The following is a 14,472-nucleotide window of genomic DNA, read 5'->3' as shown; positions in this document are numbered from 1 at the left end:
TGTAAAAGTTATAATCAGCTGCATGGAAGTTGACGGGGCAGCAATTTTTATATGTGGTCAGTACTGGCGGCGACAGGGGGCGTTGTCAACACAGCCGTCGAGCTATCCATGGAGAAACGGCCTCATTGCTGTTTTGATCTTAATCGCGAGGCCGTTAAGATAATACTCAGTTGGACTCGGCTGAGCCCGGCCGAGTATAGGCTTAAGCGTCATACCAGCTGGCGGGCTATAGTTATCATAAAGGATGTCCACCTTCTATAACGCTTGGTTCCTGAAGATAAATGCTCGAAAGCAATCTTGGGAATGAAAATTTTCCCAGACAGACTTGTCATGTTTTTTCTGCGTAGTACCGATGCTGAATTTTTTGATTGGTGAGCTATGAAGTTTCTCAGGTGGCGCATTTCATCTAAAGGCCATGGTGTCACACCCAGTAGGCCTGATATGTCTGGTAAGTTGGTCAGTTGTAGTCGAGTTGCAGCGTCAATTGCTTTGTTTGAATGACTCCACTCTGGTTCATGACCCCGATTATTGTTTGGATACGTCGATAACAGTCGATGAAGCGCCTGCTCGCGATTTTTAGGTGGGGCCGACAATGTTGAATATACTACGCCTGTGCTGTTTGAGGCTTTACCAGTCGCACTGTCTAGGATCAGACGTCTCACGAAATGCTCCCACTCAATTTGCAGCTGAATCAGCATTTTTTCAAGGGCTAGATTTTCTTGTGGAGATAAGCTTGGTTTGACTGATAGAGAGTCTAATTCCTTTTCGATCGATAAAAGACGTTTTTCAAGTCGGAAATAATGTCGATTTAGCATCATGCTTTGTGCAAAGAGTTAACAAGAGTTTGAAATCTTGGTTTGCGTGAAGATATGCGATGCGTGCTGCTCTTGCTTGCGGTTACAAATTCGCTGTATCTGCCATTACTTTCTTCATCGTTATGCTCAGATTCGAACTCCTGGGAAATCTGGGCAAGCGTGTCCATGGCGTTATCCCAGTCTATACCTTTACCTCCAAGATGCTCAAGATCCTCGGTTATGCGAGTTTCTGGCAAATCGAACTTCAAGAATGCAATTGCTGCAAACAGTACTAAGAAGTTTGGGGCGTCGAAGAAGGTTGTAGTGGAAAAATCATCTTCAAATTTCTTCAGAATAATTTCAAGTATTGAGTCAACTTTTTTTCTGATTGGAACGAAGTAGTCTTCGCTTTCGTTTTTTCTTTCTTTGTAATATTTTGTGATTGATGGTTCGCCGCCGTCCCCGAAGCCGTTGTCCAGGATCATGAAAAATTCAGCCATTACGGAAACGTTTTTCATGCGCACACTGTCCCGTACTGAGACTATTTCGAGCTCGTTCCAGAGGTGTTTCCATTCCCGAGATGCATCATAGATAGCCCACTTAACTGGCTCGCTGTACTCTGCATGTCTGAGCTCTGCAGGGGTTACTTTTACGCTGTATGAGTTGAGTCTGGCGAAGATTTCTAGCACCATCGAATTGTCAGCGTTTATTAGTTGTACGCATGGGATCTTATAAGATAGGAACGCCTCTTTATCTTCGATATCTAGTTCGCTATATGTTTTCCCCTTGTATTTTGGAGATTTTGATGTGAGTTTCAATTTCCCTGCGGCAAACTCAAGGATGGTTCTCAGTCGCTGTTGGCCATCAACCACTTCTCTCGTCATTGTTTGCGTAGCGGCGTCGATCTTTGTTCTGAAGAAAACTTGAGGTATGGGTAGGTCGTTTAGGATGGTATCAATCAAGAAAACTTTTGCGCTCGGCGTCCATACCGCGCCACGCTGAAAGTCAGGGGCTAAATTAAGCTGTTTTTTCGAATTCCATTCAATAAAATCAGATACTGTATATGTTTGAGGTGCGCTGGACATGTTTTCTTCCTGATTTCGGCGGTAGCCGAGGATTTTGAGCTACCTAACCTTTTACCAAATTTTATAGACAAGAAACAAGAAGCATGGAGCTGACGGTTCCCAGGCTGGCTGCTTTCACTGTTCTGGTGATCAGCATGCGAGAAGGTTCAGGTGCATGGTTCGGAATCGGTACCGGTCTCGATGAAGCAAGCCGCAGCGTTTGAAGTGAGGGCCCCCTAGAAGATCGGTCCCATTCATCATCAGCGCTGATCACCTGTGGTTTTTGTCAGATGCGCTCTCTAAGGTGCGGCTAGCTCACGGATCGCTCAAGCCCGCAGGCGTTTTAGCCCGTATGAGATCGCCTCAGCGTGGATATCGAGGGCTCCTAAGGCAGCCATGACGTTTTCATGTATGTGGACTGAGCCCCGGTGGCTCACCCATAGCGAGAGCTCCTCTAAAGCAGCCCTAATAGCGATCTGGTTCAGATGCAAGAGCTCAAGGGTGTCTGCTGTGGTCGCGGCTTGGTCGTCCATACGCATCTCCAAGAATGAGAATTCTTAGGGCAAATTTAGGGCAAATACTGGGGCGTATCAGGGCTATGTAGGCCCTCCGGTAACGTCAGAGTAGCCGTTTTTGCTGGCCTAAGGAGCCCCATTGAGATCATCGGGCGGGTTCAAATCCCTATCCTTGGTCGAGGTACTGTAGTGCGTGATGGGCTCGCCCTCGGTGCGCGAGCTCAGGTCATCCTTGTGGCAACAAATGCGCAAAATGCACGCCAAGTATGACCGATCTATGCCCGTGCCATGTCAAGGCAGGCTGAAAAAGGCGCCCAAATCCTGAGGCCTTGGGTCTAGGGCGCCTTTTTCTGTTGCTGTCTTAGCACAATTTGGATGTGAAAGGATATAATCCTGTCGCTGGTTTGTAGGCGAATACGTATTCCTCAAGTTCTTTGTGCTTTTTAGGAGAGATAATGAATTCAAATGTACGTCTTGGTGGTCGTAAGTTGATGTGCACTTATGACGTTTTGATTCCTGCAAATACGCAGTGTGAGGTGGATTTGGTAATCGGGCCGGATTACACGCGGAATCCCACGACACTACAGTTGGTTGTTGCTTTTGAGAATGGGGGCGAAGGTCAAAATGTAACATTTAAACCCGTCGGCGCGAAATCGCTGATGACACTGCATAACTGGAATCAGTCGCTTGGGACGGCATTGATTGAGCCATATCCTCTGGCACAGGTCAATGATGAAGGTGTAGTTGAGATGATGATGGGTAACTACTTGATCGGTCAGGTCAACAGGCTCACCTTGCAATTCTGGTGGAATGACGCCAAATGAAAAAAGAAGAGCCTGTGTTTCGTGTTGGAAGTGATGGTGCTTCTGGGGATGCAAGCAAAATTCAGATGAATTTTAGTGGCGTATCTCAGAATACAGATACGCATCTAATTAATGTGACAGAGGATAAGCTGCGGTTAATAATTATTAGTCACCATCAAAGGATCTTGAAAAGCAGAGATTGGGTGGCACCGCTCGGAGTTTTTATCTCTCTAGTGGCTGCATTGCTTACAGCGGATTTTAAAGAGTTTTTGAAAGTCGACGGTGTGTACTGGCGCTACGCATTCATGTGTTGTGCTGCTGTATCATTTTGGTTGACGCTTAGCTCTCTTTGGGCGCGCTTTTCCAGTAAAGTCATGACTGTCAAGGATGTGGTCGATACTGTCGCTAACCGGAAGCCCCTTGATGACTAGGAAGCTGAGCGAGTGATGCTAATGGCGGGCTGACTGCAGCCTAGCAGTCGCTCCGCATAGCACCAGGCCGAGGTAACTTAAAATGAGATGGGCGGACGCGTTGGTACAAAATTGGTACGAATCAGTATCGTTAGGCTTGAGGGCCTTTTGCATCAAGGGCTCGAGTAAACGTATGCCCAATCCATCATGGGGGCAACGCTGAAGCGGCGTGACGGCTCAGGGCGCGTGGTTTGTGGCTGGGAGCCTGATGTTGCAGTCATTTCGTTCAACGTGTTCTGTACCGGTTTCGGGGTTTGAGGCGTTTTTACCCAGGCGTTTGGTACAAAGTACCAACCGACATACGACATGTACCAATCGTGGAAAAGGGTCGATGGCAGCACCCGCTACCCCGTCCAGTCCCGCACTGATCGCGACAAGGCGACAGTCTACCAAGAGAGCCGGGTGTTCGCCTGCAAACACGTCGCGATGGCCTGGGCGAAGCGACGGTACGCCGAGTTGAAAGAGGCGAGGGCTATCGGGGGGCTGCCCCGGTAACGCGCCTCGACCAGGAAGGCTAAAACGCTGGCGCGATCCACCGGTAGCCAAGCCCTGTTGGCCCGCATACAGTAGAGCACCGATGATCGATGCAACGGTTACCGACTCACCAGCAGGATCAACAGCCACAACGCGCCCCGCGTGAACCAAGGAAGAAAGCGATGAGCCAACCCCCCAATGATCTGCCCATTTACCGCGTGCTGACCGGTCCCGACAACGCCGCCTTCTGCCAGCGGGTCAGCGAGGCCTTGGAACTGGGGTACCAGTTACATGGCTCACCTGCAGTCACCTTCAATGGCAGCGATGTGATCGTGGCGCAGGCCGTGCTCTGGCCTCGAACCGGTGACTGATCATCGGCCGCCTTGCATGCCTTTTCAAGACGCCGAAGGTGCAGTGGCCAGCTTCGCGTGGGTGGTCAGTTCTTCATTGATGAAGGCCGCGATCATCATCACCTGCTCGACCCGCGCAGGCGCACGCACGTCATCGGTCGTATTCTTGAAGGCGGCCGCTTGCGTCACGAGCCGGCCACGTTGGGCGAGAAGCGAAACCAGGCTGCGGTCGATTGCATCAATCCCGTGGCGGACTTCTTCCAGTGAGGTGCAACGTACTTCCATTGGCGCGACTTCCTTTTCATGAGACTGCGGTTGATTGGGGGCATCACTTGCGCTTACCCGGGCCGGCCAGCGCTGCCGGCTACGGCAATCGAGCAAGGGCCACCATTTAACTCGCTACGGCCCATGATTCCCAGGCTTTCTGTGTCGTACCGTTTCTGTCTCTCGCCGGCCGGCACGCAAAGGGGTCAAATCACTTTCACCGCTCGGCCTATGAACTTGACCGGCCCCGTTGGCAGACCGGTAGGCGAGCCGCCGGCTTTCTCCAGTGTCAGCTCGAACAACTGGTCGGCTTCCAGCGGTGGCAGGCTCTGCAAGGGGACCCTGTAGGGTTCGCCGGGTTTGACCAGGCCCAGTGATACTGGCGCCCCCCACTGCGGACCCTTGGTCCAGAACTGCAAGGCCATGCCTTCAGGGAGCGCATCCTTGCCGAGCGGGAGAAGCTCGATGGTGCGGCTGTCGCTGGTCTGCACCACCCAACCCGGGGCCTGGCTGCTCGGTGCCACCAGCACCACCACGAATTGCGTCGCGGGTGGGGGCGTTGTCAGCAAGGTGAACGCCAGCAATACACTGGCCGCCAACCCGGCGGCCGTCAGTGCTTGCCACAGGCCCAGGCGTTGCCACCACTTGGCTCGCCGCTCGCTTGCCGGGGGCTCCAGCTCGTTCAGGCTGCGCTGAATACGGCCCCACAGGCGCAGGCTCGGTGCCTGCGGCGCGGCCAGCGCGGCCAGTTCCAGCAGGCGCGACTCCCAGGCATCCACTGCGGCGCGCAGGGCTGAGTCGGTACGCAGGCGCTCAGCCACTGCCGTGTGTTGCTCCGGCGGCAAGGTGCCCAATACGAACTCGCCGGCGAGGGTGTCCAGCGCTTCCTCAGTCTCCGGCTTCATTCCAGGCACTCCCGCAGTGCTTTCAGGCTGCGCTTGATCCAAGCCTTGACGGTGCCAAGGGGGGCGCCCAGCAGAGTGGCGATTTCGGCGTGGCTGCAGCCGTCCACATAAGCATGCAGGATGCAGTGCTGCGGGCCGGGCTGCAATTGTTCCAGGCAACGGTAAATCTTTGCCGAGCCTGACCACAGGGCCAGGTCATCCAGCCTGCCCGGCAAGGTGGGCACGGCAGCCATGTCGGCGTCGTCCAAAACAGTTTCACGCCGAGTATCGCGTATCGAATTCAATGCCAGATGGCGTGTGATGCTGTAGATCCAGCCGCGGGCCGAGCCGCGCGCGGGGTCGTAGCTGGCAGCGCCAGTCCAGATGCGAATGAACGCATCGTGGACGATGTCTTCGGCCGTGGCGTTGTCACGCGCGATACGCCGGGCTACGCCCAGCAGGCGTGGCCCTTCGTGATCGTACAGCGCTTGCAGGGCTCGCCGGTCACCCTGTGCGCAGGCCTCCAGGCAGTGGTGGAAGTCGAATGGGGTGACAGGCGAATTCAAGGTGTACGGCTTCCTTGTGTCTGGCGAGGTACCCCGGCCATCCAGCCGGGGGCTTGCCATCGAGCTTAGATCATCCGCTGCTGGATGTTGGCGCCGGCGCGCGTTACCTGGCTGTCCAGAACACATAGTCGGCCTGGTACTGGACGACCTGCCTGGCCCCCTTGTTCTGGGCCGTGCAGTCGCTGGTAGGGGCCACGCCGCCGCGGGTGGCCAGGCGCTGGATGTAGCTGACCCCTTGCATGGCGCCTTTACCTTCGGCCGGGTTGGCCTTGACCAGTTGATAAGGAATGGCGCCTTTGTCTGCCGGGGCCAGCGCCAACTGGTTGCCGGTGACTTTCGAGCCATCCTTCGCTTGCCAGGTGGCGGGAGGACCAAAGTAGTCGCCCACTTGTTTGCCGCTACGGTCATTGAGCACGGCCTTGGGCCCAACGAAGGTCCATTCGGTCTGGCCGGCCGCATCGGCTTTGTCGCGGCACTCATAGGTGATCTCGCCGACCCCGACGGTCTCCAGCATAACGCGATGCCCCTCGGGCACCTGGACTGCTGTGGGCACGGCGGTTTGCGCGTGGGCGGTCTGCAGCGCCAGGGCAAGGCTGCAGGCGAGCAGGCAAGCGGAGTATGTATGGCTCATGGTAATGCTCCTGACAGGTCATTTGGCTGGGCGGTGATGGTCCACCCATCAGCAATACCCACCACGGGGTCTATTGGATGCACGGGGACAAAAAAATAGTTGCCTGCAAATGGCCGGCCGGCAGCGGGCAACCAAAGCCCGGGAGTAGGGTGGTGTCGTCTGGCGCGGTTACGTGGGTGGCCGTGCGGGCCAGGCGGGTCGCGGGGCATGTGCGCCAGGAAGATGCCAGGGGCGCGTAGTGGAGGTACAGACCTCTTTACACGCGTGCATCCGTGCGGGCTAAGGGCCAGCATCACTGGCCCTCATCAGTCGGCTGATCGTGCCCCGGTCAGTGATGCGCGCTATCCACCGCAATGCTCTCGCCGCTCACCGCGAGGTAGCTGGCGTTGCGGTTGGCGAGGGCGTAGTGGATCAGCCCACCCAGGCCGGCGCCGAAGAACCAGGAGAACTGCGACAAGGTGTCGAAGGCTGGCACCAGCGCCAGCACGATGGCGATCAGTGCCGCCGGCACGAATGCCGCAACGGCACGCAGGTTGACCCCGCCGCTGTAGTGGTAGGCCGCCTGCCTGCTTTCGCTGTACAGCTGCGGCAGGTTCACCCGGCTGCGGCGTACCAGGTAGTAGTCGGTGACGATGATGCCGTACAGCGGGCCGAGCAGGGCGCCCAGGCCACCGAGGAAGTACACGATCACTGAGGGGCTGTTGTAGAGGTGCCAGGGCAGGATCACGACCGCAATGGCGGCACTGAGCAAGCCTGCGCGGCGGAAGTTCAGCAGGTTGGGTGCCAGGTTGGTCAGCACGTAGGCCGGGGCGACGAAGTTGGCCATGATGTTCACTGCCACGGTCACGATCAGGAAAGCCAGGCAAGCCAATACCAGGCCGGCGGTGTTGGGGATGGCCGCGACGATTTCGGTCGGGCTCTGCACCAGCTGGCCATCGATGCTGAACTGCGCACCGGCCAGTACCACCGCAATCAGGGCAAAGCCAAGCATGTTCACCGGCAGGCCCCAGAAGTTGCCTACGCTGATGGTGCGCCGGTCCGGGCAATTGCGCGTAAAGTCACAGAAGTTGAGAATCATGGTGCCGTACAGCGAGACCCACAGCGCAGCAGCGCCGAGCACTTTCAGCCACATGGCCGAACCGGTCGGGGCATTGCCGCTGGACCAGGCGATCGACAAGCCGCTGCGCCAGTACATCCAGCCGGCCAGGCTGGCGAAGGCGACCAGAATGATCGGCCCGGCCAACGACTCGAAGCGGCGCACCATTTCCATGCCGTAGGCGAAGATCGCCACCTGCACGCACCAGATGCCGAGGAAGGTGACCCAGCCCAGGCTCGACAGCCCGAGGATGCTGTTCTGGTCGTAGGCCTTGAGGTCTGGGGCGATGGCGGTGAGCAGTACACGCAGCACCACCGAAGCCAGGTAGGTCTGGATGCCGAACCAGGCAATGGCGATCACCGCGCGGATCAGTGCCGGAATCTGGGCACCATGGATGCCGAAGCTGATGCGGCACATGACCGGGTAGGGCAGGCCGGTTTTCTGACCCATGTAGCCGGAAAGGTTCATCAAGCCGTAGATCACCAAGGCACCGAGGGCGAAGGCGGCCAGGATCTGCGCCCCGCTCATGCCCAGGGCGAACAGCCCGATGGCGAACGAGTAGTTGGCCATGTTGTGCACGTCGTTGGTCCACAGCGCGAACAGGCTGTAGCGACCCCAGGTGCGCTTGGCGGCACGGGTCGGGGCCAGGTCGGCACTGTACAGGCGCGGGCTCAATGTGACCTGGCCGGGGTCGGCCGTGGCGGTGGGGCGTGCATCAAGCTGGCTAACATCGGAACGCGAAATCGACGCCATCGGGACTCCATGATGGTTGTGTACTTTTGTTTTTGGATTTGTATACAAACAAGATTCGTACCAATCGGTCAGGCGCAGGTAATTACAGCGGGTTGCCGGTCTCTAGCCGATCATTGCCTAGCGGGCGCGTATTTGAGTTGGGAATTTTGTGCACATTTCAGGTGCGCATTTGTTACCCCGCGCGCCAAGCCGAGGCGCTTGCTGTGAACAACGCAGATACACTCAGGCCATTGGTCAGCAAATGATCGGCAAATGGCCTGAAAGCGAACACAGTAGCCGCATTTGGCTGCAAGCAACGGCTGGACAGGCCCGTTTTCCAACAGGGATCCGTATCGATGTTCACCTCAGTGCGCCGCGCTGTGCGGCTTGCGATGGCCATTGCCGGCCTGTTCATTCTCGGTGCTTGGCACAGCGCTCAGGCGCAGTCGCTGCCCAGTGCTGCCGAGCTGCAGCGGTTGGCACCCGCCGCCAGTCTGGCGACCTTGGCCCTGGCGCTTACCGCCTATCACTGTGCGAGCCAGGGGGGAGGGGACAAATTGCTGACCGTTATCGATTATTCCAGGGCCTCGCGTGACAAGCGCTTGTGGGTGTTCGACCTGCGCGCCAGGCAGCTGTTGTTCGAAGAGTGGGTCACCCATGGCAAGAACAGCGGCGCCGATCTGCCGAACGCGTTTTCCAACGCGCCGAACAGTTACCAGTCCTCCGTCGGCCTTTATCAAACCGGCCAGGCCTACAATGGCAAGCATGGGCGCTCGTTGCGCCTGCAGGGGCTGGAGCCAGGGTTCAATGACAACAGCATGGCGCGGGCGATCGTCATGCACGCCGCAGCGTACGCCGACCCCAGCGTGGTGCCTAGCCTCGGCCGCCTCGGGCGCAGCCAGGGTTGCCCTGCCGTGCGCCCGGCGATTGCCGAGAAATTGATCCACACGCTGCAACGCGGCAGCTACGTGTTCGCCTACTACCCGCAGCAGGCGTGGCTGAAGCACTCGCGTTACTTGGACGCCCAACGTTGCGTGGCAAATCCATCGATCGCCGGCAAGTGACGAGGCGCGCTTACCTCGTCAGCAGCCTCACACGCTACGCGTCAGGCCGCCGTCGACCTTGATGTTCTGCCCAGTCATGTAGGCAGCACCCTCGCTGGCAAGGAACGCGATGGTGGCGGCAATTTCTTCGGGGGTGCCGTAACGCTTGAGCGGTACGCTGTCGCGGCGTTGCTCTGTGGCCGGCAAGCTGTCTATCCAGCCGGGCAGCACGTTGTTGATGCGCACGTTATCGGCGGCGTAGGTGTCGGCGAAGATCTTGCTGAAGGCCGCCAGCCCCGAGCGGAACACCGCGGAAGTGGGGAACAGGTCGCTCGGCTCGAATGCCCAGGCGGTAGAGATGTTGATGATCACGCCACCCTTTTGCCGCTGCATATAGGGCGTCACCAGGCGTGTCGGGCGAATGACATTGAGCAGGTAAGTGTCCATGCCTTTGTGCCAGTCCTCGTCGCTGATCTCCAGGATGGGCGCACGTGGGCCGTGCCCCGCGCTGTTGACCAGCACATCGATGCGGCCCCATTTGCCGACCACAGCGTCTACCAGGCGCTGCAGGTCTTCAACCGACTGGTTGCTACCGGTAACGCCGATGCCGCCAAGCTCGGCCGCCAGGGCCTCGCCCTTGCCCGATGAAGAAAGGATGCCCACGTTAAAACCATCCGCGGCCAGGCGCCGAGCTGCGGCGGCACCCATGCCGCTGCCACCAGCCGTGATAATTGCAACTTTGTCTACTGTCATGCTGCCTCCCAGGTTGGCGTTCATTTGATTGCGTAAGTGCTTCCACCATAGCAGCCCCCTAGGGTGGCAAGTGAGACAGTCAAGCTTCTCAGAGCCAGTAGTTAAGCTACTGGCTTGTTGCGCTTGGCAGGGGCCAAGTCGCGCAGACGCAGACCGGCGGCACGCAGATGATCTTGACGCGTGAAATTTTTAATGTATTTTTTCATGAAAAATATCTGCGAAAATTTCACGAGCGCCCAGGCTATTGAAGGCGTGCCAGAGGTTGAAGCCCTTGCAAACGCTGGCGGCATTCAAGGGCGAGTCTTCACTTGAGTTGGTTCACCTCACAAGGACAAGAACATGAGTGCCCCCTCTGCGGATCTGCTGCTTGAAGTGCGTGCGTTTCGGGCGCAGCACCCGGCCATACGTTATGTCGACCTGATTGCGCTGGACATTCCCGGGCATTTCTACGGCAAGCGCTACCCCATCGACATGCTGGAAAAGGTTGCAGCTGGGGCACCGTTGAAGCTGCCGCAGAATTGCGTGCTGCTGGGTACCCAGGGCGGCCTTTACCCCATAGGTGACTACTGCTTTGCCGACGGCGACCCGGATGCCGTACGGCGGCTGGTGCCAGGTACGCTGAAGCCGGTGCGCTGGGAAAAAGAGCCGATCGCCCAGATGCTGATCACCTCCGACGGCACCGCCAGGCCGATCGAGTTCGAGCCACGGGAAGTGCTGGCCCGCGTGCTGCAGCGCCTTACCAGGCGTGGCATACGCCCGGTGGTGGCGTTCGAGCTGGAGTTTTACCTGTTCGATCGCGCGCTGGACAACGGCTTGCCCTGTTACCCGCGTGACACTGCCAGCGGCGACGCAGACGACCAGCCGAACATGCACATCGAGCGCCTCTCGCGCTTTTCCTCGGTGTTGCATGAAATGGTCGATGGCGCCAATGAGCAAGGCGTGCCGGCGAACGTGATCACTGCCGAGCTGGGCCCAGGCCAGTTCGAAATCAACTTCTCGCACAGCGACGATGCCCTTGCCGCGGCTGACTGGTCGGCACTGTTCTGCCGCAGTACCCGGGGCATTGCCCTGAAGCACGGCTACCGTGCCAGCTTCATGAGCAAGCCCTACCTGGATGCGCCAGGCAGCGGCATGCACGTGCACGTCAGCCTGTACGACAACGACGGCAACAACCTGCTTGCCGCTGCCGAACAGCGCAAGCTGCGCCATGCGGTGGCGGGGTGCCTGGAACTGCTGCCGCACTGTATGCCGATTTTTGCCCCCAACCACAACGCCTACCGCCGTTACGGTGCCATGGTCAACGCCGCGAGCAAGGCCAGCTGGGGCTTCGAAGACCGTGATGCGTGCATTCGCATCCCCGAATCCGACCCGCGCAACCTGCGCATCGAGCACCGCCTGGCAGGCGCAGATGCCAACCCGTACCTGGTGCTCGCGGCCATTCTCACCGGCATGGAGTACGGCCTGGAGCGGGGCGTCGAGCCCATCGCCCCGCTGAACGACGACCGCCAGAGCGGCATCGACTTCCCCAAGGACCCGCTCAGCGGCCTGGCCGCCATGCGCCATCACCCGGTGCTGGAGCAAGGCCTGGGCAGCGAGTTCGTGATGGTCTACTGCGAAAACAAGTACCAGGAGCAACTGGACTTCATGCGCCACATCGATGCCCGCGAGTATCGCTGGTTCCTGTAGCGCCTGCGGTTCGCCCCCATCCCTTGCCAACCTAAACCACGCGCAATACCCATTGCCGGAGGACGCTATGCCACGTGTGCCCGTGATCGGCATCACCGCTTGCACCACCATGAGCGGGCAGCATGCCACCCAGACCATTGCCGAGAAGTATGCACGTGCAGCAGCCAAGGCGGCGTGCGGCCTGCCCATCGTGATACCCAGCCTGGGCGAGCTGCTCGACAGCGCCGACATCCTCGAGGTGGTAGACGGACTGATCTTTACCGGTTCGCCGTCCAATATCGAGCCGTTTCACTACCACGGCGCGGCCAGTGCCGAGGGCACCCAGCATGACCCGCTGCGGGACGCCACCACGTTACCGCTGATGCGCGCGGCGATCGCCGCCGGCGTGCCGGTGCTGGGCATCTGCCGTGGTTTTCAGGAAATGAACGTGGCACTGGGCGGCACCCTGCACCAGAACGTGCATGAGGCTGGCGCATTCATGGACCACCGCGAAGGCGCGGGCGAGCCAATTGCCAAGCAATACGGCCCGCGCCACACCATGCATGTGCAGCCAGGTGGTTTGCTCGAACGCCTGGGCTTGCCGGCAGTGTTCGAGGTCAACTCCATCCACGGCCAGGGCATCGATGCACTGGCGCCTGGGCTGAGGGTGGAGGCGCTGGCGCCTGACGGCCTGGTGGAGGCGATCTCGCTGGACAACGGCCAGGGCTTCAGCCTGGCCGTGCAATGGCACCCCGAGTACCAGGTCATGGACAACCCGCAGTACCTGACCCTGTTCCAGGCGTTTGGCGCGGCATGCCGCCAGCGCTCGCTGCTGCGCCAGAACCGCAAGCAACCCACCGCGCAGCGCGCCTGCGCGACCTGACGGAGTGAAGACAATGAGTGCACAGAATTCGCAGACCCAGGCCTGGCAAGCGCTTAGCCGCGACCACCACCTGGCGCCGTTCAGCGATGTTAAACAGTTGGCCGAGAAAGGCCCGCGCATCATCACCCAGGCCAAGGGCGTATACCTGTGGGATAGCGAGGGCAACAAGATCCTCGATGCCATGGCTGGCCTGTGGTGCGTGGCGGTCGGCTATGGCCGCGATGAGCTGGCCGAGGTCGCCAGCCGGCAGATGAAGCAGCTGCCGTACTACAACCTGTTCTTCCAGACCGCGCATCCACCGGCGCTGGAGCTGGCCAAGGCGATCGCCGACCTGGCCCCGGCCGGCATGAACCATGTGTTCTTCACCGGCTCCGGTTCCGAAGGCAATGACACCGTGCTGCGCATGGTGCGCCACTACTGGGCGCTGAAAGGCCAGCCCGACAAGAAGGTGATCATCGGCCGCATCAACGGCTACCACGGCTCTACCGTGGCAGGCGCTGCCCTGGGGGGCATGAGCGGCATGCACCAGCAGGGCGGGGTGATCCCGGATATCGTGCATATCCCGCAGCCGTACTGGTTCGGCGAAGGCGGCGACATGACCGAGGCCGACTTCGGCGTGTGGGCCGCCGAGCAACTGGAGCGCAAGATTCTGGAGGTGGGCGAAAACAACGTCGCAGCCTTCATCGCCGAGCCGATCCAGGGTGCCGGGGGCGTGATCATTGCGCCGGACACTTACTGGCCGAAGGTCAAGCAGATCCTTGCCAAGTACGACATCCTGTTCGTGGCCGATGAAGTGATCTGCGGCTTTGGCCGCACCGGGCAGTGGTTCGGTACTGACTACTATGACCTTGAGCCCGACCTGATGACCATCGCCAAGGGCCTGACTTCGGGCTACATACCGATGGGCGGTGTGATCGTGCGTGACGAGGTGGCGCGGGTCGTCAGCGAAGGTGGCGATTTCAACCACGGCTTTACCTATTCCGGCCACCCGGTGGCCGCGGCGGTGGCGCTGGAGAACCTGCGCATCCTGCGCGACGAGCAGATCATCACGCAGGTGCAGGATAAGACTGCGCCTTACCTGCAGCAGCGCCTGCGTGAGCTGGCCGACCACCCGTTGGTCGGTGAGGTGCGCGGCCTGGGCATGCTGGGCGCGATCGAGCTGGTAAAAGACAAGGCCAGCCGCACCCGCTACCCAGGCAACGGCGTGGGCATGATCTGCCGCCAGCACTGCTTCGACAACGGCCTGATCATGCGCGCGGTGGGCGACACCATGATCATCGCGCCGCCTTTGGTGATCAGCCTTGCCGAGATCGACGAGCTGGTGGCAAAGGCGCGCAAATGCCTCGACCTCACGTATGAGGCTGTTCGCTGAGCGGCAGGTAGCCTCAGCGGGGCTGCAAAGCGGCCCCGGTTTGCCTGGCTGGCGCGCGCAAGGCCTGGAAGCATTTTGCTTTGCAGGTTGAATCCTGTACTTTTCAGGGCATT

16 protein-coding genes are annotated in these 14,472 nt (G+C 59.0%); 7 read left to right on the top strand and 9 right to left on the bottom strand.

Going from position 1 to position 14,472, the window contains the following annotated elements:
- Positions 1–209 precede the first annotated feature (209 nt).
- The 3 genes from EGJ22_RS25925 to EGJ22_RS26240 form a co-directional block, all read right to left on the bottom strand.
- Positions 210–818: a hypothetical protein gene (locus EGJ22_RS25925; protein ID WP_158619522.1), complete on the bottom strand. Its 609-nt coding sequence runs from the start codon at positions 816–818 to the stop codon at positions 210–212.
- Positions 815–1,879, bottom strand: a complete 1,065-nt coding sequence (locus tag EGJ22_RS00865) for a DUF262 domain-containing protein (protein WP_125920058.1) — start codon at positions 1,877–1,879, stop codon at positions 815–817. The genes EGJ22_RS25925 and EGJ22_RS00865 overlap by 4 nt, the downstream gene beginning before the upstream one ends.
- Positions 1,880–2,184: 305 nt before the next feature.
- Positions 2,185–2,391: a hypothetical protein gene (locus tag EGJ22_RS26240; protein ID WP_125920057.1), complete on the bottom strand. Its 207-nt coding sequence runs from the start codon at positions 2,389–2,391 to the stop codon at positions 2,185–2,187.
- Positions 2,392–2,828: 437 nt separating this feature from the next.
- On the opposite strand from EGJ22_RS26240, the gene EGJ22_RS00855 reads away from it, so the two are divergent.
- The 3 genes from EGJ22_RS00855 (at position 2,829) to EGJ22_RS00845 (ending at position 4,491) form a co-directional block, all read left to right on the top strand.
- Positions 2,829–3,197: a hypothetical protein gene (locus EGJ22_RS00855; RefSeq protein WP_125920056.1), complete on the top strand. Its 369-nt coding sequence runs from the start codon at positions 2,829–2,831 to the stop codon at positions 3,195–3,197.
- Positions 3,194–3,607: a hypothetical protein gene (locus EGJ22_RS00850; protein ID WP_125920055.1), complete on the top strand. Its 414-nt coding sequence runs from the start codon at positions 3,194–3,196 to the stop codon at positions 3,605–3,607. The genes EGJ22_RS00855 and EGJ22_RS00850 overlap by 4 nt, the downstream gene beginning before the upstream one ends.
- Before the next feature lie 695 nt (positions 3,608–4,302).
- Positions 4,303–4,491: a DUF1737 domain-containing protein gene (locus EGJ22_RS00845; protein WP_029885988.1), complete on the top strand. Its 189-nt coding sequence runs from the start codon at positions 4,303–4,305 to the stop codon at positions 4,489–4,491.
- A gap of 24 nt (positions 4,492–4,515) precedes the next feature.
- Here the strand turns inward: EGJ22_RS00845 and EGJ22_RS00840 are convergent, their stop codons facing one another.
- The 5 genes from EGJ22_RS00840 to EGJ22_RS00820 all read right to left on the bottom strand — a co-directional run bounded on the left by EGJ22_RS00840 (position 4,516) and on the right by EGJ22_RS00820 (position 8,664).
- Positions 4,516–4,755: a chorismate mutase gene (locus EGJ22_RS00840; protein WP_029885987.1), complete on the bottom strand. Its 240-nt coding sequence runs from the start codon at positions 4,753–4,755 to the stop codon at positions 4,516–4,518.
- Between the two features lie 185 nt (positions 4,756–4,940).
- The gene (locus tag EGJ22_RS00835; protein WP_029885986.1) at positions 4,941–5,639 is read right to left on the bottom strand and encodes an anti-sigma factor domain-containing protein; all 699 of its coding nucleotides are present in this window, start codon (positions 5,637–5,639) and stop codon (positions 4,941–4,943) included.
- Complete coding sequence (locus EGJ22_RS00830; RefSeq protein ID WP_009686313.1) at positions 5,636–6,184, bottom strand: sigma-70 family RNA polymerase sigma factor; 549 nt, start codon at positions 6,182–6,184, stop codon at positions 5,636–5,638. The genes EGJ22_RS00835 and EGJ22_RS00830 overlap by 4 nt, the downstream gene beginning before the upstream one ends.
- Positions 6,185–6,287: 103 nt before the next feature.
- Positions 6,288–6,815 carry a DUF3455 domain-containing protein gene (locus EGJ22_RS00825; protein ID WP_009686314.1) on the bottom strand — a complete coding sequence of 176 codons (528 nt, stop codon included), beginning with the start codon at positions 6,813–6,815 and terminating at the stop codon, positions 6,288–6,290.
- A 328-nt stretch (positions 6,816–7,143) separates the two neighbouring features.
- Positions 7,144–8,664, bottom strand: coding sequence for an NCS1 family nucleobase:cation symporter-1 (locus EGJ22_RS00820; protein ID WP_029885985.1), 1,521 nt, complete (start codon positions 8,662–8,664; stop codon positions 7,144–7,146).
- Positions 8,665–8,999: 335 nt separating this feature from the next.
- Between EGJ22_RS00820 and EGJ22_RS00815 the strand changes: the two genes are divergently transcribed.
- Positions 9,000–9,707 (top strand): murein L,D-transpeptidase catalytic domain family protein, encoded by a 708-nt coding sequence (locus EGJ22_RS00815; protein WP_029885984.1) that lies wholly within the window; start codon positions 9,000–9,002, stop codon positions 9,705–9,707.
- Positions 9,708–9,734: 27 nt separating this feature from the next.
- Here EGJ22_RS00815 and EGJ22_RS00810 read toward each other — a convergent pair whose 3' ends face one another.
- A complete protein-coding gene (locus EGJ22_RS00810; RefSeq protein ID WP_009686317.1) occupies positions 9,735–10,439 on the bottom strand; it encodes an SDR family oxidoreductase in 705 nt (234 codons plus the stop codon).
- Between the two features lie 339 nt (positions 10,440–10,778).
- Between EGJ22_RS00810 and EGJ22_RS00805 the strand changes: the two genes are divergently transcribed.
- The 3 genes from EGJ22_RS00805 to EGJ22_RS00795 all read left to right on the top strand — a co-directional run bounded on the left by EGJ22_RS00805 (position 10,779) and on the right by EGJ22_RS00795 (position 14,359).
- Positions 10,779–12,125 carry a glutamine synthetase family protein gene (locus tag EGJ22_RS00805; RefSeq protein ID WP_029885983.1) on the top strand — a complete coding sequence of 449 codons (1,347 nt, stop codon included), beginning with the start codon at positions 10,779–10,781 and terminating at the stop codon, positions 12,123–12,125.
- 67 nt (positions 12,126–12,192) lie between these two features.
- Entirely contained in the window at positions 12,193–12,987 is a 795-nt protein-coding gene (locus EGJ22_RS00800) for a gamma-glutamyl-gamma-aminobutyrate hydrolase family protein (RefSeq protein WP_029885982.1), read from the top strand.
- A gap of 13 nt (positions 12,988–13,000) precedes the next feature.
- Positions 13,001–14,359, top strand: a complete 1,359-nt coding sequence (locus EGJ22_RS00795; protein WP_029885981.1) for an aspartate aminotransferase family protein — start codon at positions 13,001–13,003, stop codon at positions 14,357–14,359.
- Positions 14,360–14,472 lie beyond the last annotated feature (113 nt).

It is taken from the genome of Pseudomonas sp. p99-361, from assembly GCF_003935475.1.
Classification (GTDB): domain Bacteria; phylum Pseudomonadota; class Gammaproteobacteria; order Pseudomonadales; family Pseudomonadaceae; genus Aquipseudomonas; species Aquipseudomonas juntendi.
This window is presented reverse-complemented; position numbering and strand designations above follow the sequence as displayed.

What these genes read in the sequence shown, in the direction of transcription:
- EGJ22_RS00855 (WP_125920056.1), top strand. Translation starts at nt 2,829, where the DNA reads ATGAATTCAAATGTACGTCTTGGTGGTCGTAAGTTGATGTGCACTTAT.
- EGJ22_RS25925 (WP_158619522.1), bottom strand. Translation starts at nt 818, where the DNA reads ATGATGCTAAATCGACATTATTTCCGACTTGAAAAACGTCTTTTATCG.
- EGJ22_RS00840 (WP_029885987.1), bottom strand. Translation starts at nt 4,755, where the DNA reads ATGGAAGTACGTTGCACCTCACTGGAAGAAGTCCGCCACGGGATTGAT.
- EGJ22_RS00800 (WP_029885982.1), top strand. Translation starts at nt 12,193, where the DNA reads ATGCCACGTGTGCCCGTGATCGGCATCACCGCTTGCACCACCATGAGC.
- EGJ22_RS00835 (WP_029885986.1), bottom strand. Translation starts at nt 5,639, where the DNA reads ATGAAGCCGGAGACTGAGGAAGCGCTGGACACCCTCGCCGGCGAGTTC.
- EGJ22_RS00820 (WP_029885985.1), bottom strand. Translation starts at nt 8,664, where the DNA reads ATGGCGTCGATTTCGCGTTCCGATGTTAGCCAGCTTGATGCACGCCCC.
- EGJ22_RS00845 (WP_029885988.1), top strand. Translation starts at nt 4,303, where the DNA reads ATGAGCCAACCCCCCAATGATCTGCCCATTTACCGCGTGCTGACCGGT.
- EGJ22_RS00825 (WP_009686314.1), bottom strand. Translation starts at nt 6,815, where the DNA reads ATGAGCCATACATACTCCGCTTGCCTGCTCGCCTGCAGCCTTGCCCTG.
- EGJ22_RS00815 (WP_029885984.1), top strand. Translation starts at nt 9,000, where the DNA reads ATGTTCACCTCAGTGCGCCGCGCTGTGCGGCTTGCGATGGCCATTGCC.
- EGJ22_RS00810 (WP_009686317.1), bottom strand. Translation starts at nt 10,439, where the DNA reads ATGACAGTAGACAAAGTTGCAATTATCACGGCTGGTGGCAGCGGCATG.
- EGJ22_RS00805 (WP_029885983.1), top strand. Translation starts at nt 10,779, where the DNA reads ATGAGTGCCCCCTCTGCGGATCTGCTGCTTGAAGTGCGTGCGTTTCGG.
- EGJ22_RS00850 (WP_125920055.1), top strand. Translation starts at nt 3,194, where the DNA reads ATGAAAAAAGAAGAGCCTGTGTTTCGTGTTGGAAGTGATGGTGCTTCT.
- EGJ22_RS26240 (WP_125920057.1), bottom strand. Translation starts at nt 2,391, where the DNA reads ATGGACGACCAAGCCGCGACCACAGCAGACACCCTTGAGCTCTTGCAT.
- EGJ22_RS00865 (WP_125920058.1), bottom strand. Translation starts at nt 1,879, where the DNA reads ATGTCCAGCGCACCTCAAACATATACAGTATCTGATTTTATTGAATGG.
- EGJ22_RS00795 (WP_029885981.1), top strand. Translation starts at nt 13,001, where the DNA reads ATGAGTGCACAGAATTCGCAGACCCAGGCCTGGCAAGCGCTTAGCCGC.